General features: G+C 72.1%; 26 protein-coding genes. 19 read left to right on the top strand and 7 right to left on the bottom strand.

Annotation, left to right across the window (positions count from 1 at the left end; genetic code table 11):
• Positions 1–8 precede the first annotated feature (8 nt).
• Positions 9–857: an alpha/beta fold hydrolase gene (locus TR50_RS05180; RefSeq protein ID WP_042414885.1), complete on the bottom strand. Its 849-nt coding sequence runs from the start codon at positions 855–857 to the stop codon at positions 9–11.
• 234 nt (positions 858–1,091) lie between these two features.
• Here TR50_RS05180 and TR50_RS05175 point away from each other — a divergent pair, with 234 nt between their 5' ends.
• Together TR50_RS05175 and TR50_RS05170 are read left to right on the top strand one after the other, a co-directional pair.
• Positions 1,092–2,168 carry an MBL fold metallo-hydrolase gene (locus TR50_RS05175; RefSeq protein WP_236654285.1) on the top strand — a complete coding sequence of 359 codons (1,077 nt, stop codon included), beginning with the start codon at positions 1,092–1,094 and terminating at the stop codon, positions 2,166–2,168.
• 61 nt (positions 2,169–2,229) lie between these two features.
• Positions 2,230–2,811: an NADPH-dependent FMN reductase gene (locus TR50_RS05170; RefSeq protein ID WP_042414883.1), complete on the top strand. Its 582-nt coding sequence runs from the start codon at positions 2,230–2,232 to the stop codon at positions 2,809–2,811.
• An 87-nt stretch (positions 2,812–2,898) separates the two neighbouring features.
• Here the strand turns inward: TR50_RS05170 and TR50_RS05165 are convergent, their stop codons facing one another.
• Together TR50_RS05165 and TR50_RS05160 are read right to left on the bottom strand one after the other, a co-directional pair.
• Positions 2,899–3,312, bottom strand: a complete 414-nt coding sequence (locus TR50_RS05165) for a nuclear transport factor 2 family protein (protein ID WP_052440747.1) — start codon at positions 3,310–3,312, stop codon at positions 2,899–2,901.
• Positions 3,309–3,620: a WhiB family transcriptional regulator gene (locus TR50_RS05160; protein WP_042414880.1), complete on the bottom strand. Its 312-nt coding sequence runs from the start codon at positions 3,618–3,620 to the stop codon at positions 3,309–3,311. Before TR50_RS05160 ends, TR50_RS05165 begins: the two co-directional genes overlap by 4 nt.
• A gap of 233 nt (positions 3,621–3,853) precedes the next feature.
• Here TR50_RS05160 and TR50_RS05155 point away from each other — a divergent pair, with 233 nt between their 5' ends.
• The 3 genes from TR50_RS05155 to TR50_RS49665 all read left to right on the top strand — a co-directional run bounded on the left by TR50_RS05155 (position 3,854) and on the right by TR50_RS49665 (position 8,446).
• Positions 3,854–4,852: an alpha/beta fold hydrolase gene (locus TR50_RS05155; protein ID WP_042414876.1), complete on the top strand. Its 999-nt coding sequence runs from the start codon at positions 3,854–3,856 to the stop codon at positions 4,850–4,852.
• Positions 4,853–4,986: 134 nt separating this feature from the next.
• The gene (locus TR50_RS05150; protein WP_052440746.1) at positions 4,987–5,439 is read left to right on the top strand and encodes an SsgA family sporulation/cell division regulator; all 453 of its coding nucleotides are present in this window, start codon (positions 4,987–4,989) and stop codon (positions 5,437–5,439) included.
• Positions 5,440–5,578: 139 nt separating this feature from the next.
• Positions 5,579–8,446 (top strand): AAA family ATPase, encoded by a 2,868-nt coding sequence (locus TR50_RS49665; protein WP_063775002.1) that lies wholly within the window; start codon positions 5,579–5,581, stop codon positions 8,444–8,446.
• On the opposite strand, the gene TR50_RS05140 is transcribed toward TR50_RS49665, so the two are convergent.
• Positions 8,408–11,131 carry a helix-turn-helix transcriptional regulator gene (locus TR50_RS05140; RefSeq protein WP_042414873.1) on the bottom strand — a complete coding sequence of 908 codons (2,724 nt, stop codon included), beginning with the start codon at positions 11,129–11,131 and terminating at the stop codon, positions 8,408–8,410. The genes TR50_RS49665 and TR50_RS05140 overlap by 39 nt on opposite strands.
• An 853-nt stretch (positions 11,132–11,984) precedes the next feature.
• Positions 11,985–12,152 (bottom strand): hypothetical protein, encoded by a 168-nt coding sequence (locus TR50_RS46495; RefSeq protein ID WP_160311080.1) that lies wholly within the window; start codon positions 12,150–12,152, stop codon positions 11,985–11,987.
• Between the two features lie 287 nt (positions 12,153–12,439).
• On the opposite strand from TR50_RS46495, the gene TR50_RS05135 reads away from it, so the two are divergent.
• The 6 genes from TR50_RS05135 to TR50_RS42310 all read left to right on the top strand — a co-directional run bounded on the left by TR50_RS05135 (position 12,440) and on the right by TR50_RS42310 (position 17,065).
• The gene (locus tag TR50_RS05135; protein ID WP_052440745.1) at positions 12,440–12,829 is read left to right on the top strand and encodes a hypothetical protein; all 390 of its coding nucleotides are present in this window, start codon (positions 12,440–12,442) and stop codon (positions 12,827–12,829) included.
• A gap of 444 nt (positions 12,830–13,273) precedes the next feature.
• Positions 13,274–14,077, top strand: coding sequence for a GVDTG sorting domain-containing protein (locus tag TR50_RS05130; protein ID WP_052440744.1), 804 nt, complete (start codon positions 13,274–13,276; stop codon positions 14,075–14,077).
• A gap of 6 nt (positions 14,078–14,083) precedes the next feature.
• On the top strand, positions 14,084–14,809 hold the full coding sequence (locus tag TR50_RS05125; RefSeq protein WP_042414870.1) for a class F sortase: 726 nt from the start codon (positions 14,084–14,086) through the stop codon (positions 14,807–14,809).
• Positions 14,810–14,833: 24 nt separating this feature from the next.
• Positions 14,834–15,499: a hypothetical protein gene (locus TR50_RS05120; protein WP_152648261.1), complete on the top strand. Its 666-nt coding sequence runs from the start codon at positions 14,834–14,836 to the stop codon at positions 15,497–15,499.
• 157 nt (positions 15,500–15,656) lie between these two features.
• Complete coding sequence (locus TR50_RS05115) at positions 15,657–16,622, top strand: hypothetical protein (protein WP_160311079.1); 966 nt, start codon at positions 15,657–15,659, stop codon at positions 16,620–16,622.
• Between the two features lie 41 nt (positions 16,623–16,663).
• Positions 16,664–17,065, top strand: a complete 402-nt coding sequence (locus TR50_RS42310) for an STAS domain-containing protein (RefSeq protein ID WP_052440742.1) — start codon at positions 16,664–16,666, stop codon at positions 17,063–17,065.
• A 251-nt stretch (positions 17,066–17,316) separates the two neighbouring features.
• Here the strand turns inward: TR50_RS42310 and TR50_RS05105 are convergent, their stop codons facing one another.
• Positions 17,317–18,405: an SRPBCC family protein gene (locus TR50_RS05105; protein WP_042414864.1), complete on the bottom strand. Its 1,089-nt coding sequence runs from the start codon at positions 18,403–18,405 to the stop codon at positions 17,317–17,319.
• A gap of 3 nt (positions 18,406–18,408) precedes the next feature.
• Complete coding sequence (locus tag TR50_RS47740) at positions 18,409–19,344, bottom strand: hypothetical protein (RefSeq protein WP_042414861.1); 936 nt, start codon at positions 19,342–19,344, stop codon at positions 18,409–18,411.
• A 306-nt stretch (positions 19,345–19,650) separates the two neighbouring features.
• On the opposite strand from TR50_RS47740, the gene TR50_RS05095 reads away from it, so the two are divergent.
• The 8 genes from TR50_RS05095 (at position 19,651) to TR50_RS05060 (ending at position 23,388) form a co-directional block, all read left to right on the top strand.
• On the top strand, positions 19,651–20,016 hold the full coding sequence (locus tag TR50_RS05095) for a gas vesicle protein GvpO (protein WP_042414858.1): 366 nt from the start codon (positions 19,651–19,653) through the stop codon (positions 20,014–20,016).
• A 68-nt stretch (positions 20,017–20,084) separates the two neighbouring features.
• Entirely contained in the window at positions 20,085–20,531 is a 447-nt protein-coding gene (locus TR50_RS05090) for a gas vesicle structural protein GvpA (protein WP_042414855.1), read from the top strand.
• Between the two features lies 1 nt (position 20,532).
• Positions 20,533–21,246: a GvpL/GvpF family gas vesicle protein gene (locus tag TR50_RS05085; protein ID WP_042414852.1), complete on the top strand. Its 714-nt coding sequence runs from the start codon at positions 20,533–20,535 to the stop codon at positions 21,244–21,246.
• A 16-nt stretch (positions 21,247–21,262) separates the two neighbouring features.
• Positions 21,263–21,523, top strand: coding sequence for a gas vesicle protein GvpG (locus tag TR50_RS05080; protein WP_042414849.1), 261 nt, complete (start codon positions 21,263–21,265; stop codon positions 21,521–21,523).
• Complete coding sequence (locus tag TR50_RS05075; protein ID WP_042414846.1) at positions 21,520–21,957, top strand: gas vesicle protein; 438 nt, start codon at positions 21,520–21,522, stop codon at positions 21,955–21,957. Before TR50_RS05080 ends, TR50_RS05075 begins: the two co-directional genes overlap by 4 nt.
• Entirely contained in the window at positions 21,954–22,748 is a 795-nt protein-coding gene (locus tag TR50_RS05070; RefSeq protein WP_042414843.1) for a GvpL/GvpF family gas vesicle protein, read from the top strand. The genes TR50_RS05075 and TR50_RS05070 overlap by 4 nt, the downstream gene beginning before the upstream one ends.
• Entirely contained in the window at positions 22,745–22,987 is a 243-nt protein-coding gene (locus TR50_RS05065) for a gas vesicle protein (RefSeq protein ID WP_042414841.1), read from the top strand. The genes TR50_RS05070 and TR50_RS05065 overlap by 4 nt, the downstream gene beginning before the upstream one ends.
• Positions 22,984–23,388, top strand: a complete 405-nt coding sequence (locus TR50_RS05060) for a gas vesicle protein K (RefSeq protein WP_042414838.1) — start codon at positions 22,984–22,986, stop codon at positions 23,386–23,388. The genes TR50_RS05065 and TR50_RS05060 overlap by 4 nt, the downstream gene beginning before the upstream one ends.
• The last annotated feature ends 13 nt before the right edge of the window (positions 23,389–23,401 follow it).

Below are 23,401 nucleotides of genomic sequence, written 5' to 3'. Positions count from 1 at the left end.
GACACCTGTCACCCGGCGGATCGGGCCGCCTCCTCGATGAGGTCGGCGACCTTCTCAGGGACGACCGCCATGGCCAGGTGGGGTGCGTTGACCTCGACGGTGTGCGCGCCCGCCCGCGCCGCCATCCACCGCTCCAGGTCGGGCGCGATGGCCTGATCCTGCTTGGCGACCAGGTACCAGGACGGCACCGTCTTCCAGCCCGCGGCCGTCGCGGTGCCGGTGACGGCGTCCAGCGAGAGCGGGCGCTGCTCGGCCGCGAGCGCACGCGCGGTCGCGTCCGACAGGCGCCCGCTGAGGAAGACCTGGTGGTACTTGGCCGGGTCGATGTAGAGGTCGGTGCCGGTGCTGCCGTCGGCCTTCGGGTAGCTGAGCGGCACCAGGGGCAGTTGCGGGATCGGGTGGGCGACCGGCCGCGCGGAGAGGCTGCCCAGACTGTCACCGACGTCCGGCACGAAGGCGGCCACGTAGACCAGGGCCTTCACCTCCGGGTCGCTCGGCGCGGCCTGGGTCACCACGGCCCCGCCGTAGGAGTGTCCGACGAGAACGACCGGACCGGGCGTCTGCTTCAGGACGGAAGCGACGTACGCGGCGTCCTCGGCGAGACCCCGCAGCGGGACGGCGGGAGCCTTCACGGTGTAGCCGTCGCGCTGAAGGTCCTTGATCACCGGACCCCAGCTGGAGCTGTCCGCCCAGGCCCCGTGGACCAGCACGATCGTGGGCCTGGGCCCGTTGGGCAGGACGGCCGCGCCGCCGGGGGGCACGGTCGCGCCGGCCGACGGCATGGCCGCGGTGAGCCCGAGGGCGGCGGCGAGGACCGCCGCCGAGGCCGTCAGGGTGAGCGTGCGCCGCTTCGGCATGGGTTTCTCCTTCACTTCACGGAGTGGGGGCTGTCGTCGCAGCTGCTGCGCGACCCCGCCAGGCTGCTCCGGGCAGCCCGGGGACCGCTTCAGTCGACCGACTGGCCCTGGCCGCCGCCTCCCACCTCCACGTCAGGCAGGCGGCCTCAGTCGACTGACCGAAGCGCCGGGGACCGACGGCCCCTGATGCTCGGTCACATCCATGCCCGTCCCCCACAGGGAAAGAGGACCACCTTGCCCGCCGACTTCGTGCGCACACCCGCGCCCCGCCGCACCTTCCTGCGTCACGCGGCCGTCGCCGCCGCCGTGCCCGCCGCAGCCGCCCTGACCGGCCTCGACCTGGCCAGCCCCGCGCGCGCCGACACCCTCCCCGACTTCGCCCCGGTCCCGCCGTCGTCGCTCGGCCCGGCCCTCAACGCCGCCGGGTACTACGTCGCGCCGATCGCGGACGCGCTGCACTGGGTCACCGACGGCAGCTACCAGGCGATGTTCCTGACGACGCGTGAGGGCGTCATGCTGGTCGACGCCCCGCCCACGCTCGGCCACAACCTCCAGCGCGCGATCGACGACGTCACCCGTCCCGCCGGGCTGCCCAACCGGGTCACCCACCTGATCCACTCGCACTCCCACGCGGACCACATCGGCGCCTCCGGGCTGTTCGGCGGAGCCGAACGGATCGGGCACGCCGAGAACCGATGGCTGCTGCGCCGCGCGGCCGACCCGCTGCGGCCTGCTCCGGACACCGTCTTCGAGGACCACCTGGTCGTCGAGGTCGGCGGCGAGCGGCTGGAGTTGCACTACCACGGGCCGAACCACGCGCCCGACAACATCTTCGTCCGCGCGCCCCGCCAGCGGACGCTGATGGTCGTCGACGTGGTGTATCCGGGCTGGGTGCCGTTCACCCGGCTGGCGGTCTCGCAGGACGTCCCCGGCTGGATCCGGGCGCACGACGTGGCCCTCGGCTACCGCTGGAACACCCTGGTGGGCGGCCACCTCGGCCGCCTCGGCACCCGCGCGGACGCGGAGCTCCAGCGGCAGTACGTGGGCGATCTGCGCGACAGCGCCAAGTCGGCCCTGGAGGGCGTGGACCCGACCCCCTTCTTCGCCAAGTACGGCCCCACCGGCAACTCCTGGGCCGTCTTCAGGACCTACCTGGAGGCCGTCGCCGAACGCGCGGCCGGCCCCGTGACGGCGAAGTACCTCGGTCGACTGGCCGCCGCAGACGTCTTCACCGTCGACAACGCCGCCGCGATGCTGGAGTCCCTGCGCATCGACAGCGACGTGCTCGGCCCCTTCGGCGTGCACGCCTGAGTCCGTCGTCCCCTACCGGAGGCGGCGTCGGCCGCCCCGGCCCGCAGAGAGGATCGATCCCTTGACCAGTCTCGGCATCATCACCGCGAGCACGCGCCCCGGGCGCGTCGGACCCGCCGTCGGGCGATGGGTGGAGTCGGAGGCGCTGCGCCACGGAGGCTTCGCCGAGGTCGCCGCCATCGACCTGCGCGACACGGCGCTGCCGTTCCTCGACGAACCGCACCACCCGCGCCTGCGCAACTACCTTCACCCGCACACGAGGCGCTGGAGCGACACGGTGGACGCGCTGGACGCGTTCGTCTTCGTGATGCCCGAGTACAACCACGGGTTCAACGCCGACCTGAAGAACGCGATCGACTACCTCTTCCACGAGTGGCGCTACAAGCCGGTGGGACTGGTGAGCTACGGCGGCCTGGCCGGCGGCACGCGCGCAGCGCAGATGATCAAGCAGGTGGTGGCCGCGGTCGGCATGACGGTCGTGCCGGACGCGGTGGCGCTCCCCTTCGTCGGCGGACTCGTCGACGCGGCCGGGCAGCTCGAACCCGCGCAGGCGGCAGCGGACTCCCTGCGTGCGGTCTTCGACGAGCTGCGGCAGCTGGACGGCGCGCTCAGCGCGCTGCGTGAACCGGCGGCCGGCGCCTGAGCCTCGCACGGACGAACGCAGGCGACGGCCGGAGGACCCCACCACCCGCGGTGGGATCCTCCGGCCGTCGCCGTCGGGTCTTCTCCGTCAGTCCCGACTGCCGAGCGCCGCGAGCAGCGGAGCGGACTCGACGTGGATGTCCAGCGCGGCGATCCGCCCGTCGCGGACCCGCCACAGGTGGATCTCCCGGGTCTCGAAGGTCGCGCCGGTGCAGAGGATCTCCCCGCGCGAGACGCCCACCTGGACGATCAGGTCGGCGGCCACGAACAGCTCCCGCGACTCGAGCCGGCTGCGCGCGGCGGAGCCGAAGAGCGCGAGGAAGCGCCGGAACCCGTCCGGCCCCTCGTGGCGCCCACCCCACGGAGCCTCCGGCGACTGCCGGATGACGACGTCCTCGGTCACCAGGTCCTCCCAGCCGGACCGGGTGCCCTCGAGGAACGCGTACGCCTGACGAACGACCTCCAGCGCCGCCTCGTCGTGCTGATGCGAAACACCCGTCATGCCCGCCTCCTCATCCCGCTCTCCGCCGCGCGGGAGCGACTCCTCCGGAGCTGGAGTTCCTCCCGCTCCCGTTCGGACAGACCGCCCCACAGACCGAACCTCTCCCCGGCCCGCAGCGCGGTCGCCGCGCAGGTCTCGCGGACCTCGCATCCGGCGCAGACGGCCCGGGCCAGCCTTTCGCGGGCACGGCGCGCGTCACCCCGCTCGCCGGTCGGGGAGAAGAAGACCGAGCTGTCCATCCCGCGGCAGCTCGCGCGCTGCTGCCACTCCCAGCAGGCGGCCACCGGCCGGTACTGATGGATCGTCATGACGCTCTCCGTTCCGTCGGGTCGGGCCGGGGTGGCCTGGCCAGGCCCACGCCGTGGCGCGTGGACCGCGTGGGGCTGCTGTCCTGCACACCGCGAACCTACGAGCGGCGTCGACCCGGCCGCTTGAGTCTCCTGACTGGTCGAGTGGGCTGCGTGCGCGGCCTGCCACGGGCGGCCGGGATCAGTCGACCGACGGAAGCCCCGCGCACCGGCCCGCTTCTAGCGTCCGGGGTATGTCCAAGAACCTCAGGCGGCTCGTCCGCACACCGCTCCGGGCCTCCGTCGCCCTCACCCTCCTCGCCGCGTCGACCGTGGGCATCGCCCAGGCCGCCGTCGCGTCGGCCACCACTCAGGCCGCGCAGGCGCACTCCAGCTTGCCGGCCGGTTTCGCCGAGCACCGCACCCGCGCCAACGGCATCACCGTCGACTACGTCCGCGGCGGCCACGGCCCCACGCTGGTGCTGCTGCACGGCTATCCGGAGACCTGGTACGAGTACCGGGACGTGCTGCCGACACTGGCCCGGCACTACACCGTCATCGCCCCCGATCTGCGCGGGGCGGGCGGATCCAGCGCCCCCGCCACGGGCTACGACAAGAAGACGATGGCGCAGGACGTGTACGCGCTGCTGACCGAGCTCGGCCTGCAGCACCACATCGACCTGGTGGGCCACGACATCGGCTCCATGGTGGCCTACTCGTACGCGGCCCAGCATCCGGACGAAGTGTCCAGGCTGGTCCTCTCGGAGGCCCCGATCCCCGACCAGAGCATCTACCGGTTCCCCGCCCTGACGGCGCAGGGTCCCGGCGTCTGGAACTTCGGGTTCTTCAATGTCACCGACGGTCTTCCCGAGCAGATGATCCACGGCCGCGAGCAGACCTGGGTCGACCTGTTCATCCGGATGTTCGCGGTCCGCAAGGACGCGGCGGCCGCTCCCGACGCCGTCTCCGTGTACGCCCGCGGGATCAGTGACCCGGCCCACCTGCGGGCGAGCCTCGGCTGGTTCCGGTCCCTCGGCCAGGACATCCGTGACAACGCGGTGCTGTCCAAGAAGCCCCTGCCCATGCCGGTGCTCGCGGTCGGCGCCTCGAACAGCCTGGGTGCGAACGTGGCGGACCAGGTCCGCACGTACGCCGCCCACGTCCAGGGCGTCGTCATCCCGAACTCCGGCCACTGGATCTTCGAGGAGCACCCCCAGGAGATGGCGCAGCTGCTGATGCGCTTCTTCGGCTGAGCCCCGCGGCCGACAGTCCCGCGGTCCGCGCGCGGGCGGCTGGTCCGACGGCTCCGCACCGACGGCCGAGCCGCCGAACCAGCCGCCCGCGCGGCGCGTATCCCCTCCGTTCCCTCCGACGCTTGGAGACCCGCATGCAGCATTCCGACGCCGCGCCCCACGGTCCGTCCGTCCCCCGCGCCACCACTGTCTCGCTTCACCTTCAACCCCGGATGCTGGTGCACGAGTGGGAGTTCCTGACGCTGGACGCACAGCTCAGCTACGACGTCCGCGAGCCGTTCGCGGTCACCCTCGACTTCCCCCGGCCCGGCGGGATCGTCGCCTCCTGGGTGGTGTCCCGCGAACTCCTCATCACCGGCCTGCGCACCCGGTGCGGAGAGGGTGACGTCCGGATCTGGCCGCCGCACCCGTCCCGGGGCGGGACCGCGCTGCGGATGCTCCTGCGGGGGCGCCACAGCTCCGCCGTCTTGGAGTTCCCCGCGGATCTCCTGCGGACCTGGCTCGGCGAGACGCTCACCTTGGTCCCTCGCGGTCGCGAACCGGAACTCATCGACTGGGAGGCCGAATTCGACCACCTGCTGCGCTGAGGCCAGGACATGCAGCCAAGCTGCATGCCAACTTCCTGGTTCACGGGCCGGCGCGGCGTTGGGATGGAGAAGCACACGACGTGCGCTCCCGCACCCATCTCCCCCGCGGAGCGCGCACCGCACGCGGAAGGGGGCCTTCATGACCATTCAGCCCGACGTCTCCTGGCCGGTGAGCCCGGAGCCGACCCAGGACCCGGCCGAGGGCTCCACCCACGTCTACGACGTGCTCGCCGCCCCGCTCTCGCCACGGCCGGGATTCGTCGGCCGCGACGCCGAACTCCGTCGGCTCCGGACGTTCCTGCGTCAGGCGCGCGCACACGGCGCGGCCCAGGTCGTCCTCGGCACGGCGGGTTCCGGCAAGACCGAGCTGCTGAACGCGGTGGTCGAGCTCGCCGACGGTGCGGGCGGGCGGGTCCTGCGCTGCGCGGGCATCCGCGGCGGCAGTCCGTCCCCCCTCTCGGCGCTGCCCCAGCTCATCTGGCCGGTCCTGGCAGCCGGATCGACGACCGCCCGCCGAGAGGCCCGGCTGCTGGAGAGCCTGCTGGTGGGCGGGGAAGGGGCCGCGGAAACCGACCCGCGACTCCCCTTCGCCGTGTTCCGTGCCCTCGTCTCGGCCGCGGAGGCCCGGCCGCTCCTCGTGACCGTCGACGACTGGGACGCCCTGGACGCGGCGAGCCGCGAGATCCTCTCCTTCAGCGCCCGGCGCACGGAGGGCACCGCGCTGGGCTTCCTGATCGGCTCCCGGTCGGACCACCCGCAGGACGTCACCCTGGCCGGTCTGCCGGAGATCGCGCTCGGCCCGCTGTCCACGACCGACGCGACCTCACTTCTCGCACAGCGGCGCCCCGGCAACGACCCGCACACCGTCAGCGAGCTCCTGGCCACAGCCGCGGGCAATCCCCTCGCCCTGCTGGAACTGCCGGCTGCGACGGACGAATCCGCTCCGCACCGGCCGTTGTCCTCGGACCGACTGGCCGCCGCCCTCACGCCCGAGGCACCCCGGCTTCCGGCCAGGACGCGGGATCTCCTGCTGGTCGCCGCGCTCCACCCCGAAGCCGAGCTCCCCCTGCTGCTGGCGGCGGCCGGCCGGCTCGCCGAGACAGCACTCGACTTCGCGGATCTGGAACCCGCGGAGCTCGCTCGCATCGTGCACATCAAGGGCGCGCGCCTCGTGTTCCGCCATCCCGCGACAGCCGGCGCGGCGATCCACGGGGTCGCCCTGGAACAGTGCCGGCGCGCACATGCGGCCCTCGCGGCGGAGCTGCCGGAAGGCTCCGCCGAGCACCTGTGGCATCTGTCCCAGTCCGTCGACGGCCCGGACCCGGCACTGGCGGACCGGCTCGCGTCCGTGTCGCACCTGGCTCTAGAGCGGGGACAGACGCTGGGGGCGGTCCGGCTGCTCCAGCGAGCAGCCCAGCTGCACCCGGACCCGACCCGCCGCGGTCCGCTGACGTTGCAGGCCGCCCAGTTGGCCTCCGACCTGGGGATGCCGCACCTGGCACGCCGACTGGCCCACCGAGCCTCCCGGCTCCCCCTGCCGCCGCTGGCCCGCCTGCACAGTCGGGCCCTGACCGATGCGCCGGACCACAAGCCGTCGCAGACCGACCCCGGAACCTGGCCCGCTCCGCAGGAAGACGGAGAGACGGACAGCGCACTGGCCCTGGCCCGCCTCACAGCGCCCTCGCTCGTCCGCGACACCGCCGGAGCGCAAGCCCTGCTGCGCTACCTCGACCGGCTGCCGGGCGTCGGGACCGACCCCCGGTCGCTGCACGTCGAGGCCACCGTGGCGCCCATGCGCCGTGGGGCCGTGATCGTCCGACGGCTCGCCGCGGTAGGCGGCCTGAGCACGATGCCGCTCCAGCACGTTGAGCAGTTCGCCGAAGCGGCCCTCTACGCCGGCGACCCGGTTCGGGCACTGGACCTCCAGCGTCAGGCCGAGCAGCGCCACCTCTTCCGTGGCACCGCTGATCAGCTGCCTCGGCTCCTCGTTCGGCAGGCCGTCGCCCACCTGGCCCTGGGTGACTGGAGCCAGGCCGAGCAGACGCTCCACCGCTGCCGGGCGCTGGCCGACCGGCACGCGCAAGGCGACCACGCCGCAGCCGCGCACTGCCTGGCGGAACTGACCTGCGGCCTGCGGACCGGACAGGTCGTCACGTTCCGGGATTCCGCGCGCCTCGAAGCGGCCCGGCGGTCCTTCGGCGGCATCGATGACCTGCTCGCTCTGGGCGTCGCCCTGGCTCAGGTCGAGGGTGGGGACTTTCCCGGGGGCTTCGCCACGCTGTCGGCCCTGCTGCGCGAACCGGGGTCGGGGGCCGGCACGCTGTTCGGCCTCGTCCCCTTCGCCGAAGCCGCCGCCCACCTCGGCGCCGGCCCCGAGGCCCAGGAACTGCTTGATCGTTGGGAAAGGGCCGTACTTCCGGACCCGAGTCCGCTGGCAGCGGTCCAGCTCGCGGTGGCAAGGGCCTTGGCAGCGGACGACACCGAGGCCGAGGCCCTGTTCACCGCGTCCTGCGCGCTCGACCTGCACCGCTGGCCGTCCCTCGAGGCGATGCTGCGCCTGGCCCACGGCCGCTGGCTGCGTCGCCGGCATCAGCTCGCGCACTCCCGCGTGACACTGCGTCGCGCCGCCACGGGCTTCGCCGTGATGGGCGCCGATGCCAGAGCCGCACGCATCGCCGCCGAGCTGCGCGCCTCCGGGGAGCGCCCGGACCGTGGAGCCCTGCCCGTCGTCGACCGCGCAGGCGCCGCCCGCCTGCTGAGCGCTCAGGAGCTGCGCATCGCCCGGCTGGCCGGGCAGGGGCTCTCCAACCGTGAGATCGGCGAGCAGCTCCACCTGTCGCCGCGCACCATCGGCTCGCATCTGTACCGGGTCTTCCCGCGGCTGGGTGTCACCTCCAGGGCGCAGCTCGCCGAGGTCGTGGGGTCCACAGCCCCGTCCCTCCGCCCCGGGGCGGAGGGACGGAGCAGGTCAGCGCTTGCCGAGCTTCGCCGAGAGCTGGATGCGTGAGGTGACGTCGAGCTTGGGGAAGATCCGGTACAGATGCGAAGCGACCGTACGCGGCGACAGGTGGAGCCTCTCGCCGATCGCCCGGTTGGAGAGCCCCTCCGCCACCAGCCCCGCGATGGTGCGTTCCTGAGGGGAGAGCAGGAGGACGAGCTCCGCGGCCTCGCACGACGTCCCGGCGGCGGCCCCCGAGGCGCGCAGCTCCGCGAGCGCGCGGTCCCCGTGAGCCTGCGCCCCCAGCGCGGCGAACGTGGCCGCGGCCGCCCGCAGCGGCGTACGCGACTCCGCGACCCGACGACGCCTTCTGAGCCAGGTGCCGTAGCCCAGGTTGGTCATGGCGTGCAGTAGGGGCCAATCCCCGCTCCCCGCACCGAGCGCGCGCTCGTAGTATCCCTCGGCGCGGTCGTCCGGGGCGAGGACGGCTCTCGCGAAGGCGACCTGCCGGGTCAGCAGACAGGTCGGGCCGGTAGAGGCGGATTCAGCGAGCCGCTCCACCACGACACGGGCCGCGTCGGCCTCGCCCACCGGCAAGGCCGCCTCGGCCAGGAAGGCGAGCGCGTGTCCCTGCTCGTAGGGGTGAGACATGGCCGGATCGTCGAAAAGCGGGAGCAACTGCCGGTAGGCGTCGGCGAATCGACCCGCGCCGGTGGAGGTCAGGGCCCGGGTCAGCACGGCCAGTCCGAACTGTCGCGGCTGACGCAGCCGCAGCGCCGCCGCCTCCGCCGAGGCCGCATGGGCGAGCGCTCCCTCGTCGTCGCCGCGCAGCGCCTTGACCAGACCGGCCGCACCGTCCGCCAGGGCGACCCACCGCGGCTGGCTGGTGGCCTCGGCGATGGTGCGGCCTTCCTCGGCCTCGGCCAGCACCGAATCCCACTCCCGGCTCCGCCACACGCCGCCCATGGCGAGCGGCACCAGGATCTGCGGCAGGAGTCCGTACCGCCCGGTCGCGCGGTTCCGCGCCGCCGCCTCCTGCAGCAACCCCCTCGAACGCTCCAGGTCACCGGTCAACGCGGTGGCCTGCCCCAGGAGGCGGCACGCCACCGGATCGAGGTCGTCCGGCGTGACCTCCGACGCCCGGTTGGGACCTACCCGTTCCGCGCGCACGTGCGCCGTCCGCCGCGAGGGGCAGGTCGTCAAGGCGGACACGGCCAGCGCGTGCGGCTCGTCCCCGGTCAGTCCGAGTTCCGTCATCGTGTCCCGCACGAGCCGCCGCTCTGCGCCGCCGACCGTCTGCCACCAGCAGCGGCGTGCCGCCGCGTGCAGCAGCTCCGCGGCGAGAGCGCGGTCCTGGACGGCGGCCTCGCGCGCCGCGGAGCAGAGCTCGGCGATGCGGTCGCGCTGGACCCCGGCGTGGTCCGCCAGGAGCTCGTGCACCCACAGCAGCCGAGCGGCGTCCACGGCCCCCAGATCGCTCGCGTCCGACTCCCGCACGCACCGCGCCGCCTGCTTCGTCAACCCGTGCTCCCATGCCAGTTCCGCCGCCCGGAGCAGCCGGACCGCACGCTTCCTGCGATCGGGCGACAGGACGGCGGCACGGCGGAGTGCCGCCAAGGCGGCCAGAACGTTCACCGCCGTGTCCGAGGAGGCAGCGAACTCCTCCAGGTGCAGGGCCAGCCTCTCGTCCCTCCCCAGGGTCGCCTGGGCCAGGTGCCAGGCCGCGCGGCGTGGATCGCGCGTCACCGCGCCGAGGGCCGCGTGGGCGTCCACGCGGCGTGTCGTGGGCTCGAGTCCGGTGATCGCAACGCGCGCGAGCGGGTCCGGGAACAAGATCACGCCGGACCTGACGGTCGGGATGCCGTGGGACACCGCCTCATCGAGGCTCAGGCGAGCGGCCTCGACGGTTCCCAGCAATGCCCCGCCGGCCCGCAGCACGGTGTCTGCCGCCGTGTCGACGCTCAGGGCCGCGGCCAGGGCCACGACCCGGGCCCCGTCGGAGAACGCGGCGAACCGGTGGGCATGGGCGTGCGCCAGCGCGGCACCGGCTGACGGCATGCCGAACCCCGCCGTGTCGCCGTCCTCTGCGCCCGGCAGCGTCAGCTCGGCCAGTGCCAGGGGATTTCCCCGTGCCGCCGCGAGGACCAGTTCCTGCTCGGCATGGCCGACCACCCCTCGTCGAAGGCGCACAAGTCGCCGCGACTCGGCGTCGGACAGCGCTGTGACCGGCAAGACGTCCGCGCCGTCGACACTCGGGCCCCGTCCGGCGTCGGACGACTCCGCGAGAATCAGTCCGACCCGACGCCAGCCGCACCCCGCGACCATCTCGACGATCACGTCGCGGCTGTCCCGGTCGACTCGGTCGAGGTCGTCCACGCAGGCCAGGACCGTGCCATCTACGGTGTCGAGAAGGCTCAGCACCGCCGCGGCGAGCCGCTCGGGGCCGATCGAAGGGTCCCCTCCCCCGAACAGAGAACCCAGCTCGGCCTGCTCCGACACGCTCAGTGCGCAGACCCTTGAGCGCAACGGCAGCAGCAGTCGGTGCAGCGCCGCATAGCGCAGCCCCGACTCCGGAACGGCCGACGCCGTCCACAGGACGGTAACGCCCCTGGTCTCCGCCTCGCGGCGGGCGAAGGCGAGCAGAGCGGACTTACCGATACCAGAGGCTCCGGTCACCAGCAGCGTACTGCCACGAGTCGGCAGCCCTGACAGGAATGTGACGATCCGTTGCCGTTCGAGCTCGCGGCCGATCACAGCGCGCTCGCTGGACCGAGTGTGCGCCTCGTCATTCCGGTGCCTTCCCCTTGATTCGGCCGACGCCAGGAGATCCGCCTCTCGCCACGACGACGCGGTTCCCCGACAACGGGCGAGGGCGAGCACGTTCGCGCCCCGTAGGCCCGCGCCGGGGCGCGGGCCGCCGGGTGTCGCTGTGGTGCGACGGCAGTCGTCGTCACCGCCATGCTCCGTCAGGCGGCGCCGTGATCTCTTGAGTCGAACGACTGATCCGGCGTGCCGTACCCGCACACGGACGTCATCGCTGGGTGCTGGAGGTCGTCCCCGGCGAGCGGCCCCGCGCTCGCCGTCCGCACCTTCGGCACCCACCCGCGCGGGCGGCCCCTACCGAGGCCACGCCGTCGACCGAGACGGCCTGGTCTTCGTCGCACTCGGCCTGATCGCTTTCGGCCTCTACTCCATCGCCGAAGCACGTTGGCGCCGCACCATGGGCGAGGCTCCCCGCTGACGGTTCGGCACCCAGTCCTGAGCCGACGCGCACGGTCGGCTCGTTGGGGAGGACGGCGTCTTCCTGCTCGCCCGTAGTGGATCAGTCCGCGGCCGCCGTCAACCATCCGGCCGTGCATGTAAGCCTTGACCGGAGGCACCCGCTTCGACAGGATCACAGCTGATGGCCCTGTCGGTCCCCCCGTCTGACAGGGCCTTCATCGCGCCCGTCTTCTGGTCACTCCCACACATTCAGAGGACCGACACCGATCCAGCCACTTCCGGGACGCATTCTCGGGTTGGCTCCTGGACCGGCGCAGTCGCGTCGCCGACCCGGCTTCGGCGGGAACACTCGGAACTGCTCCAACTGCACCGTGCGGGCGCGGCACTAGCCGTCGGCTGATGGCGACTCGCTCTCGTCATCGTCCTCCTCATCGTCATCGCCCCTGGCCCGGACGTCCTTTGGAGTCGGCACCGACATGTTCCTCTGCTCTGCGGAGCGCTCTCGGGTCTCGTCGTCAACGTGGGCGTCGTCGTGCTCGTCAGGGGTGCTCATGGCCCTGTCCTCGCCCCGGAGCCGCCGGATTCCGAGCAGACCCTTGGGCAGCCGAACGTTCCCGTCGGAACCTACTGCGGTCTGCGGATGTTCCTCGTGGTAGCAGCCTGCCTCGGGAAGTCGTACTGTTCGCAACAGAGCGGCCTGTTTCACCTGGTCGGTCTGGACGTTCGAAGCCGCTCCACGTGGCTCCCTCGACGCCCGGCCCCAGGCCGCTTCGGCGGCCGCCCTGCTCCGGCTGCCCCGGCCCCCGGCGGTCTCACAGACGAGACAGCCGAGGAGACCTGGTGTCCGCCGAAAGCTTCGTGACTCGACGCATGGCCGTCCATCACGGCCTTCCCCAGCCCCGGGCCGGGGCGCCGACGTTCACGGTCGGCATGGCCGAGGTTCTGCGCCTGCTCCAGCTCGATGACGGGTTCGACGCCGCAGCGCAGGTCGCGGCGCTGGCCGCCGAGGCCCTGGGCGTCGACGGACAGACCGTGTCCCTGGCGACCGGGGGCGAGCGGGCGGAGCTGATGTGGTGCACCGACGAGGCGGGCGGCCGGTTCGAGGACCTGCAGTTCACCCTCGGCGAGGGACCGGGTCCCGAGGCCGTGCTCAGCGGCGCGATGGTGCTGGTGCCGGACCTGGCCCGGGTCGGCCAAGTGACAGTCCGTCAGTCGGGCCCGACACCGTAAGGTGCCGGGCCCGACTGCGTGCGTGACCACGCAGACCCCGGATTAGGCCCCCGGCCGACCGTGGAGAGTCCGATGCCGGTCCGGGCGGCCGTCCTTGCCGGTGGAGCCTGCGCACTTCGCCGGCAGCCAGTCGCAGGGCCCCGACGGCGGATTCCGCCGTGCCGCCGCAACGGCGTGGCCGCGGGCGCCGTCAGTCCGGCTTCGGCGTATCCCGGACCCATCCGCCCAGTACCCGGCTCCGAATCACTCACAGAGGCTCGATTGGATGCGCCCCGGACCTCGGCGCTCGGCTTCTTCCCCCGTCACTGACTCCGGCAGGTGGCGTTCGCTGCCCACGACCCGCGCTTCGGTTCCACCGGAACCGATATGCGGTGATCGCTGAGCGGCGCTTCCCGCGGAGTCACCGGACATCCGAGTACCACCACGCAGTCGAAGGAGAGCGCGATGACGAACATGAAGAAGCGAACGGCCAGGGTCCTGGCCATGGCAGCCCCGGTGGCGCTTCTCGCGCTGCCGCTGACGGCTTTCAGCGCCTCCGCGGCCGGCGCGCAGTCGACCGGCAGCACCACCACCTACATGGCGACGCTGAACCCGCTCAACCACGCCAGCGGCTCGGGCATGCTGATGCTGCAGCTGACCGGTTCCAAGGCCGTGATCACCGAGGACGTCAAGGGTCTGGCCGCGACGTTCATGAACGCGCCGTACCCGCACGTACAGCACATCCACATCAACGGGATGGGCACGTGCCCGACCGCCTCCGCGGACAAGAACGGCGACGGCGTCGTCAGCACCACCGAGGGTGGCCCGGCCTACGGGGCGATCGGCACCACGCTGAGTCTGACCGGCGACACCAGCCCCGCGGCCGGCACCGACGTCAAGATCGCGCCGTCCGGCGCGGACTTCCACTACTCCCGCACCATCACCCTCGACCAGGCGACGGTGGCCTCGATCAAGGCCGGCAAGGCCGTCATCGTGGTCCACGGCCTGGACCCGACGACGCTGAGCGCCAAGGCCCAGGCCGAGCCGAGCGACCTCGTGCCCTCGCTGCCGCTGGCCGCCACCTCCCCCGCGCTGTGCGGGCCGCTCGGCGTCTCGCAGATGGCCATGGTTCCCACCGCCAGCGTGAACACCGGCGGCGGCGGGACCTCCGGGATCCACGACCCGTGGCTGTACGCGGCCGGGGCAGGCCTGGCGGCCGCCGCCGGTGGCGCGCTGGTCCTGCGTCGACGGATCAACGTCGAGAAGTAGACGCTCATGTCCTGGTTGACACGACTGTTCGGCCACGGCCGCCGGCGCCTGCTGGCGTCGGCGGCCACCGCCCTGCTGCTGGCGTCGGGAGGCACCCTGGCTCTCGGGGTCTCCAGCCAGCACCACGCACCCCAGCCACCTGCCTCGGCCGGGCTGCCCGCCGCCGGCCTCCCGGTCCCCGGTCCGGCCACCTCGCCTGCCGCCCCTGACGGCACGCCGAGCACGACCGGCCGCCCGGCCGGCGTTCCGGCGGTGCCAGCCGCCACAGCGGTGACTCCCACCGCGATCAGCATCCCGGCGATCGGCGTGCACCACGCACTGCTGAGCCTGGGTCAGAACCCCGACGGAACCCTGCAGGTACCGCCGATGTCCGACATCTCGGCCCCGGGCTGGGACCACGACTCGCCGGTCCCCGGCCAGGTGGGCCCCGCGGTCGTCCTCGGCCACATCGACGGCACCACCGGGGCGGAGGGCGTGTTCTACGCCCTGGGCGCGCTGCGCCCGGGCGACACCGTCAGCATCACCCGCAGCGACGGCACCGTGGCCGTGTTCCGGATCGACGGCGTCAACCGGTACCCCAAGGACGCCTTTCCCACCCTGACGGTCTACGGCAACACCACCGATCCCCAGCTCCGGTTGATCACCTGCGGCGGCCCGTTCGACCACGCCACCCAGCACTACCTGGACAACACCGTCGCCTTCGCCACGCTCACCGGCATCCACCGGGCCTGACCGCGCGTACACGAGGAGGAGACGATGACCATCCGCCGGCACACCATCACCCCAGCCGCATCCCGCAGTCGACGACGCGGAAGCCGCCTGCGCATGCTCGCCTCCGCCGCGGCGCTCGCAGCGCTGGCAGGCGGGTGCGCCTCCGCCACCGCCGTCACCGCTGCCACGACCGGCGCGGCCGCGTCCACCAGCGCTCCACCCCCGTCCCCCGGCACGTCGGTGCCGCCGGGGACGCGGATGCCCAACCCAGGGCAGGCCGGCACGCCTTCGACGACCGCGCGGATGGTGTGCTCGCCCGAGATCCGCAACGACGTCACGAGGATCCTCGCCCCGCCGAAGGCGCCGACCACGACCAGCACCTGGACCGACCACCTCTACACCTGCACGTATCACCTGCCGACCGGCCACCTGGTGCTGACCGTCAAGGAATCACCGGACGCTGCGAGCGCGAACGCCTACTTCGCATCGCTGCGAAGCCACCTGGGCCCCACGACGCCGCTGACCGTGGCCCAGGCCCTGGGCAACCCCGGCTACGAGTCCGCGGGAGGCACGGTCGTCGTCCTCAAGGACGGCATGACCCTTCGCGTCGACGCCACCGGCATGACCGCCGCGTCGGGACCGCACCACCTCTCCCGGGCCGACCTGGCCTACGAGATCGCCAGCGACATCCTCGGCTGCTGGAACGGATAGCTTCAGCAGCCACGGCCACTTGACCACCTGCGGCGACGCCAGCCCTCGCCGCCGCACCTACCCCGGCGGCACCGCGGTGTCCGCCACCCGACCTCGACGGCACGTCGAGGGCCTCCCGACCCGACGCGCCGCGCACCGCCCGGCCTTGGAGGCCGCCGTGACCGTGACCCGCCGACACATCCAGATCGCCCTGGGACTGCTCTGGCTCCTGGACGGAGCCCTGCAACTGCAGCCGTACATGTTCACCAGCGGCTTCGCCCACCAGATCATCGAACCCGCCGCCGCCGGACAACCCGCCGTCGTCGCCGCACCGGTCCACTGGGCCGCCCACCAGATCAACGCCGCACCCGTCCTGATGAACATCGGCTTCGCCCTGGGTCAACTCCTGCTCGGAGCCGGACTGCTGTGGGCGCGCACCGCACGCTGGGCTCTCGCCGCCTCCATCGGCTGGGCCCTTGCCGTGTGGCTGCTGGGCGAGGGGCTGGGCGGCCTGGCGGGCGGTCACACCCTGATGCTGACCGGGGCGCCGGGAGCCGTGCTGCTGTACGCCCTGGCCGCCGTCCTGGCCTGGCCCGAACGGGTGCCTCGCCAGGGCCGTCCCGGCCACCGGCGGCGCAGCGACCTCCCACCCTCCACCTGGGCCGCCCCGGCCTGGGCCGTGCTGTGGACCGGCGGTGCCCTCCTCCAGCTCCTGCCGGGCAACGGCGCGGTGCCGGCCATCGCCTCCGCGGCTGACGACGCACCGGGACCGCTGGCGTCGCTGGACCGCGCACTCGCCTCCGTCCTGACCGGGCACGCCACCGCCACGACCGTCGCCTTGGCCGTGGTCATGGCAGCGGTGGGCCTGGGAGCTCTCGCGCCGCGGCCCTGGCGCACCACCGCCGCGTGGACCGGCACCCTCCTCGCGCTGGCGTTCTGGACGCTCGGGCAAGGCGCGGGGCTGCTCACCAGCGGCCAGTCCACCGACCCCAACACCGGGCCCCTGCTCGTCCTCCTCGCCGTCGCCGTCCTGAGCGCCCGCAGCCACCCGGGAGCGCGAACAGCGCCGCGGGAAACGGCACGCGCGCCGGAGCCCGGGCCGGACGACGTCGGCGCTCCCCCCGTCCGGGAACCGTCCACCTAATCCGTCCGCCTGCCCGAAACACCGAAACAGAGGAGGCTTCCATGCGCCACATCGACGCTCCGATACGTCCCGGTGGGCTCGACGCGAGCCCACGGCTGAAGGCGGAGGAGACCGAGCCCGCAGCCGGAGCCGCGGTGTGCTCCCTGGTCGGCGACCTTGATCTGCACACCTGGCCGATCGCCGAGGCTGCGATCCACCGTGCCCTGGCGAGTCGTCCATCGATCGTCTGCGTCGGCATGGGCGACGTTCACTTCTGCGACTCGACCGGGCTGAACCTCTTGGTGTCACTGCACGCCCGTTGCGCGGACCTCGGCGCAGCGCTCGCCCTGCTGGCGCCCAGCGCCCGGGTCGGCCGCCTGCTCGAACTCACCGACGTCGGGTCCGTGTTCCCGATCTTCCCTGATTGGCGAACCGCGGCGGCCGAGTTGCGCCGCGCGGACTGAGCCCTCCGGAGGCCGACGCAAGCGCGGACAGACACGATCGCGCGCGGGCCGGGGCCGGTGGGCACTGCTGTCGCATCCGTTCCGTAGCACGGAAGCCCTGGACGGCAACGAGGATCTGACGATCGACCCCGGTCCCAGCCGCCACGCAGCCGCATGGTCGAGCGCGGACGAACGCCACGGCGGTGACGTCGTTTCACTCGACCATGCGGCAACAGGCGGCCAAGCTCGGTGTACTGGTCCCGAAGCCCTCGTCAAGCGTCGGCGCGGGCCCTCGACGACCTCCTGCGGCCGGCAGTCGGGCGTGATCCGGGGGCCTCGGGTTCCTCGTCCTCGGCTTCCAGCTCCTCGTCGTCGTAGGCGTCATCCCCATCGTCGTAGGCGACTTCGTCCTCGGGCTCTTCGCCCTCGTCTTCGTTGTCTTCCTCGTCCTCGTACTCGTCCTCGTACTCGTCGTCGTAGGCGTCCTCGTCGTCGCCTTCGTAGGCGTCGTCGCCGTCCTCGCTCTCCGTCTGCTCCTGATCGGCCTCCTCGTCCTCCATCGCCTCGTCGTGGGTCCGGACGACCTCACCGTCGCGGATCTCGCCGCGCCAGCCTTCGACCTCGTCGTTGGTGAGGGAGACGTGGCGCTGGAAGTTCTTGAAGTCCAGGCGCATACGGCGGCCCTGGGCCCGCCAGATGTTTCCGGTCTTCTCGAAGAAGCCCGCAGGGTAGTACTCGACGACGAGGACGATGCGGGTCAGGTTGGGTGTGAGCTCGTGGAAGCTCACAGCACCACGAGTGCTGCCCTTGGCGCCCTGCGAGGTCCACACGATGCGGTCGTCGGGTACCTGCTCCTGGACGGTCGCCTTGAAGCTGCGCTTGGAGGGCCCGACCTTGACGTTCCAGTCGGTGGTGACCTCGTCGCCCTGGGAGACGCTCTGCACGCCCTTGGCGAAGCCGCTGAAGTCCTCGTAGGTGGTCCAGTGGTCGTAGGCGGTACGCAGCGGCACGCCGACATCGATCGTCTCGACGATGTTCATCGGCTTCTTGCCGGACTTCCGTCCTGGCTTGCCGCCGCCGAACGCCCCCTTGACCTTGTCGACGACGTTGTCCTTGATGCTCTTGGCCTTCTCCCCGATGAAGGCCTTGGCGGGGGAATCTCCCTGCAGGACGCGTGCGCCGACTTTGGGCAGCACCCCGCCGTTCTCGACGACGTCGCCGAGCTCGCTCGTGACGTCGGCGACCTTGTCGCCGGCCTTTTCGACCAGGTTCTCCAGTTGGGCCCCGAGATAGTGGAGGACTTCTTCGCGCAGCTTGTCGAAGCCCGAAGTGTCGGGCGCCTTGCGATCCGTGGTGGCCATGGCCTACCTCCCGCGGGTGGAGGACTTGCCGGCGGTGGTCTTCTTGGCCGCGGTCTTCCTGGCCGCGGTCTTCTTCGCCGGAGCAGCGGACTTCGCGCCGGCGGTCTTCTTCGCCGGCGCCTTGGCCGGCGCCGCGCGGCCCGTCGAGCGCTTGGCGGGGGTCCCCGTCTTCTTCGCCGGGGCCTTCTTGGCGCTCGCGGCCGTCTTCTTGGCAGGCGCCCTCTTCACGGGCTTGCTGTCAGGCGGGGGCTTGGCCTCGGCCCGCGGAGCCGCCCGCGAGGCGCGCCGCGCCGGGCGGTCGCCACTGGTCGCGGTCCGGCTTCGCGACGCCCGTTGCTTGGGCGGCTCCTCCGGCTCGCGGGGCTTCTCCTCGTTCTGGTCTTCCGACGACCGCGAGGTACGCCGCCGCGCGCGGTCGCCGCTCGTGGCGGTGCGGCGTCGTGCTCGCGGCGCAGGCTCCTTGCGAGGCTCCGGCTCTTCCTCCGGCTCCTCGTCCTCCGCCTCCGCCTCCGATTCGTCCTCGTCCTCCGCCTCCTCGTCCTCCCACTCGTCCTCCTCGTCCCGTGACTCTTCGTCTCCGGGCTCCTCGTCCTCCCACTCCTCTTCCTCGTCGTCCTCGTCCTTCGGCTTGCCGACGTTGAGGGTGCGCTCCCTCAGCGAGTCCGCGATCTCCCCGACGTGTCGGTTGGCGGCGGCGACCAAGGCCCGCTTGCCCGTCTCCAACAGTTCCCCCCTCACCTGCTCGTTGAGCTCGGCCACCTGGGGCACCTCACCCAGTTTCCGAAGCCCTTCCGTCGCGAGCTGACGCGGTTCGAGTCCGAACCTTCGACCGGCGATGTACGTCGCCGCGGCAAAGGCGAGCCGACCCTTCTTTACGCGCCCGAGTATGTATCCACCGGCGATCGCAGCCGCCAGAGCGACTTTGGTGGTGTCGTTCATGAGGTCTTCTTTCCTTCGGCCCGTGCCCCTTTTCGGTCGGGCACCGCACGTCGCAGGCAGCACGGACCCGCTCCACCTCGGAGGCGGGGGCGTCCTGGTCTCTTGTCGCGCCGGCGTCTACCCACGCTGTTCGGGACAAACCTGGCACCGCCACCCTCGCCACCCTCGCCAGGGACCGATGTCGCGCCCAGCGGAAATCAGGTGCGTGAATTTTCTGGGCCGGGGGAAGACGCGCAGCGCAGGCAGGAATTCATTCACGCATGAGAGCAGAAGGCACGTCTCCGACTCGGAGCAGGAACCAGGAACATGGCCGCAGACAAGGACGACGGCGCACGGCGTCGCGAATCCGCGGGTGAGGACGCGCCCGAACGACGTGCCGCGCCTCGCCGCCGAAGCGTGGCGCGCCCTCGGCGGGTCCCGGCAGCACGCGCGATGCGCTACGCCGCCGAGCAACTCGCCGAACTCCTCGGCCGGACACCGGACTCCGTGTCGGCGTTGAAGCCCACCGACGACGGCTGGCAGGCCGAAGTGGAGGTGATGGAGCTGGAACGCATCCCGGACACGACCAGCGTGATGGCGAGCTACCGCGTCACGCTCGACAAGGACGGCGAACTGCTCGCCTACCAGCGGATACGCCGCTACACCAGGGGGCAGGTCGACCGACCCGCGTGACGCGCATGCTGCGTCAGCGGGGCGACATCCGCCCGGCTCACGCCCAGGGGCGGTGAAAGGAGGCACCCGTGACGGTGGTGCCGCAAAGCCAGACCAGTGTTTCCCGCGGTGGCGGAAGCACCGGCAGTCTCTACGACATTCTCGAACTCATTCTCGACCGCGGTCTGGTGATCGATGTCTTCATCCGGGTCTCACTGGTCGGGATCGAGATCCTGAAGATCGACATCCGGATCGTCGTCGCCAGCGTCGACACCTACCTGCGCTTCGCCGAGGCCTGCAACCGCCTGGACCTGGAGGCGGGCCGCAAGGCGCCGACCCAACTCACCGACATCGTCGGGGAGGTCACCGAGGGTGGCGCCCACGGGAAGAGCAAGGGGGCCTTGTCCGGCGCGATGGAGGCCGTCACCGACACCCTGCGCGGCGGGCACGACGACGAGGACGAGGACCGGGAGAAGGCCCCCGCACCCAAGCGGGAGCGGCCGGCCCGCAGGCCCGCCCGACGACGGGAGGAATGACGTGGCCGTCTACGTGTACTCCATCACCGCCGCCACCCATCCGCGTAGCCTCGACGGCCTGGTCGGCGTGGGCGAGCCGCCCTCGGCCCTCCGAAGCGTCTGTGCCGGACCGCTCTGCGCGGTCGTCAGCGACGCGCCGGCCGATCTGCGGCCCAAACGTCGGGACCTGACAGCACACCAGAGCGTGCAGGAACGGCTCATGGCCGAAGGCACGGTGCTCCCGCTGCGCTTCGGCCTCACCGCTCCGGACGACTCGGCCGTCCAGACCGCGCTGAGCGAACGCCGTGAGGAGTACACGGGCGCGCTCACCGCGCTGGAAGGCTGCGCCGAGTACCACCTGAAGGCTGCGGTCGACGAGGACGCCCTGCTTCGGCAGATCCTCCTGGACACACCGGAGGCACGGCAGCTCAACGACGAGATCACCGGCGGCGACGCAAGCCCCGATCTCCCGCTGGCCCTCGGCGAAATGGTGGCTCAGGAGGTGCAGGCTCGCCAGGACGCCCTGGCCACGGGAATCACCGAGGCCTTGCGGCCCTACGCGCGCCAGGAGTTGGGCTCCGGACCGACCGGCAAGGACTTCCTGAGCGTCTCCTTCCTGGTGGACCGGGAGCACGAGCAACTCTTCCTCACCGCCGAGAAGGGCCTCGCAGGCGCACTCGGCGACGAGGTCGAGATCCGGCTGTACGGTCCACTGCCCGCCTACAGCTTCGTGTGAGTCGAAAGGAAGCGCCGTGGGCCTGCTCGCCCAGATACTGACTCTCCCCCTGGCCCCGGTGCGCGGCACCGTCTGGGTGCTGGAACGCGTCGTGGAGCAGGCGGAGAACGAGTACTACGACCCGGGTCGTGTCGAACGAGAGCTCGCCGACCTGGAGAAGGCTCTGCTGGCCGGTGAGGTCGACGACGAGACCTTCGACCAGCGCGAGGACGAGCTCCTCGACCGCCTCGAGGAGATCAGAGCCCGGGGGCTCCGGAAGGGGGCGGCGTCACCATGACTGATCCGCTCGCCGACCGGCTGGGTTCCTTTCCCTCCAGGTCGGCTCCTCCAGGCGGGCAGTCGTCGGCCAGTCTCGCCGACATCCTGGAGCGCGTGCTGGACAAGGGCATCGTCATCGCCGGTGACATCCAGATCAACCTCCTCGACATCGAGCTGCTCACCATCAAGCTCCGTCTGCTGATCGCCTCCGTGGACAAGGCCAAGGAGATGGGGATCGACTGGTGGGAGCACGACCCGTCACTGTCGTCGCGCGCGGCAAGCCCCGAGCCGCTGGAGCAGGAGAACCGACGTCTGCGCGAAGAGATCGAGACGCTGCGCGCGGGCCCGGCCCTGCCGCCCGCAGCGGACGCGGATGAGCCGCCTCTGCGCCGCCGCGCGCCTGCGAAGCGCGCACAGCCGAGGTCCCGCCCGGCCTCGCGAGGCGAACCATGACCGGCCCGTACCTCGCCTACACCTACGCCGTCGCCTTGGACAGCGAAGGGCTGCGGCACGTCGTCGCCACCCTCCCCGGGGTAGCGGCCTCGCAGGTCCACCTCGTGCAGTCCACGTCCGGCGGTGCTGTCGTCGCCGCCGTGAGCCCGGTGCCGGCCGCGGAGTTCGACGAGGCTGCGCTCCGGCGCCACCTGGAGGAGCTCCCTTGGCTGGAGGAAGTCGCGCGTGCCCACCACCACGTGATCGAGGAGATCGCCGCGCGCACCACCGTGCTGCCGCTACGGCTGGCCACGGTCTACCTGGACGACGACCGGGTCCGCGCCGTTCTCGACGAACGCCAGGACGCCTTCCTCGACCGCCTGGCCCGACTGGCCGGCCGACTTGAATGGGGAGTCAAGCTCTATGTCGACGCCGCTGCCGCGCCACCCCCTCCCCCGCCGGCAGACCTCGGCCCCGGGCGTGCCTACCTCCGCCATCGCCGTGTCGAACAAGACCTTCGGCAGGACGGATACCGGGCGGCTCGGACTGCCGCCGAGCGGATCGACGCGGCCGCCCGGCTCCACGCCGTCGACCACGTCCGCCACCGCGTCCAGCAGGGCGATCTTGCGTCCGAGCCCGGCGCCAACGTCACCAACGACGCCTATCTCGTCCCCGTGGAACAAGCGGAGGCCTTCCGTGCCGCCGTGATCCGGTCGACCGACGGCCTGCCCGGCGTGAGAGTGGCTGTCACCGGCCCCTGGGCCCCCTACTCCTTCGCCGCCCCCGAGCAAGAGGAGGAGTCCGCACCGTGAAGGCAGCCGACAGCCTGCCGGCGAACCCCGGCGCCTCCCTGCCTCAGCGGCAGGTGGCACTGATCGACCTGCTCGACCGCCTGCTCGGCAGCGGCGTCGTGCTCACCGGCGACATCGTCCTGTCGATCGCCGACATCGACCTCGTCCGGATCTCGCTGCGCGCACTGATCGTGTCCGTCAGCGGGCAGCACCCCGCGCCCTGGGTCTCGGGCGCGCCGCACCCACCCACGCTCCCATGACCGGCGGAACGTCCCACTCTGATCGCTTCGACGAGATCGCCGAGGCGGCGAACCGTGCCGTCAGACTGCTCCCGGCCACGCCCCGCGCTGTCCCTCAACCCCTGCTCTCCGCTTCCGGATCCCGGCCACAAAGGATCGCCACCGGCCCTGACACCGTCGAACGCGACCTCATGAAACTCGTCCTGACCATCGTCGAGCTTCTCCGTCAACTGATCGAGCGTCAGGCCCTGCGCCGCGTCGAGACCGGCGACCTCACGGCCGCGCAGGAAGAAGTCCTCGGAAGCACGCTCATGGCCCTCCATGACCGCATGACGGAGCTCTGCACCCGCTACGGCCTGACCCTCGGTGACCTCAACCTCGACCTCGGCCCGCTCGGCACCCTGCTCCCGCCCCCTGAGTGAAACGACCGGAACA

The organism is Streptacidiphilus anmyonensis (assembly GCF_000787855.1).
Taxonomy (GTDB): Bacteria; Actinomycetota; Actinomycetes; order Streptomycetales; family Streptomycetaceae; genus Streptacidiphilus; species Streptacidiphilus anmyonensis.
Note: the sequence above shows the minus strand (reverse complement) of the source record. Positions and strands in the feature narration are given on the sequence as shown.

Coding starts and splice junctions, on each gene's coding strand:
- TR50_RS05105 (WP_042414864.1), bottom strand. CDS start 18,405: ATGGCCACCACGGATCGCAAGGCGCCCGACACTTCGGGCTTCGACAAG.
- TR50_RS49665 (WP_063775002.1), top strand. CDS start 5,579: ATGACCATTCAGCCCGACGTCTCCTGGCCGGTGAGCCCGGAGCCGACC.
- TR50_RS05075 (WP_042414846.1), top strand. CDS start 21,520: ATGACTGATCCGCTCGCCGACCGGCTGGGTTCCTTTCCCTCCAGGTCG.
- TR50_RS05095 (WP_042414858.1), top strand. CDS start 19,651: ATGGCCGCAGACAAGGACGACGGCGCACGGCGTCGCGAATCCGCGGGT.
- TR50_RS05070 (WP_042414843.1), top strand. CDS start 21,954: ATGACCGGCCCGTACCTCGCCTACACCTACGCCGTCGCCTTGGACAGC.
- TR50_RS05165 (WP_052440747.1), bottom strand. CDS start 3,312: ATGACGGGTGTTTCGCATCAGCACGACGAGGCGGCGCTGGAGGTCGTT.
- TR50_RS47740 (WP_042414861.1), bottom strand. CDS start 19,344: ATGAACGACACCACCAAAGTCGCTCTGGCGGCTGCGATCGCCGGTGGA.
- TR50_RS05180 (WP_042414885.1), bottom strand. CDS start 857: ATGCCGAAGCGGCGCACGCTCACCCTGACGGCCTCGGCGGCGGTCCTC.
- TR50_RS05150 (WP_052440746.1), top strand. CDS start 4,987: ATGCAGCATTCCGACGCCGCGCCCCACGGTCCGTCCGTCCCCCGCGCC.
- TR50_RS42310 (WP_052440742.1), top strand. CDS start 16,664: ATGCGCCACATCGACGCTCCGATACGTCCCGGTGGGCTCGACGCGAGC.
- TR50_RS05155 (WP_042414876.1), top strand. CDS start 3,854: ATGTCCAAGAACCTCAGGCGGCTCGTCCGCACACCGCTCCGGGCCTCC.
- TR50_RS46495 (WP_160311080.1), bottom strand. CDS start 12,152: ATGAGCACCCCTGACGAGCACGACGACGCCCACGTTGACGACGAGACC.
- TR50_RS05160 (WP_042414880.1), bottom strand. CDS start 3,620: ATGACGATCCATCAGTACCGGCCGGTGGCCGCCTGCTGGGAGTGGCAG.
- TR50_RS05120 (WP_152648261.1), top strand. CDS start 14,834: ATGACCATCCGCCGGCACACCATCACCCCAGCCGCATCCCGCAGTCGA.
- TR50_RS05130 (WP_052440744.1), top strand. CDS start 13,274: ATGACGAACATGAAGAAGCGAACGGCCAGGGTCCTGGCCATGGCAGCC.
- TR50_RS05060 (WP_042414838.1), top strand. CDS start 22,984: ATGACCGGCGGAACGTCCCACTCTGATCGCTTCGACGAGATCGCCGAG.
- TR50_RS05125 (WP_042414870.1), top strand. CDS start 14,084: ATGTCCTGGTTGACACGACTGTTCGGCCACGGCCGCCGGCGCCTGCTG.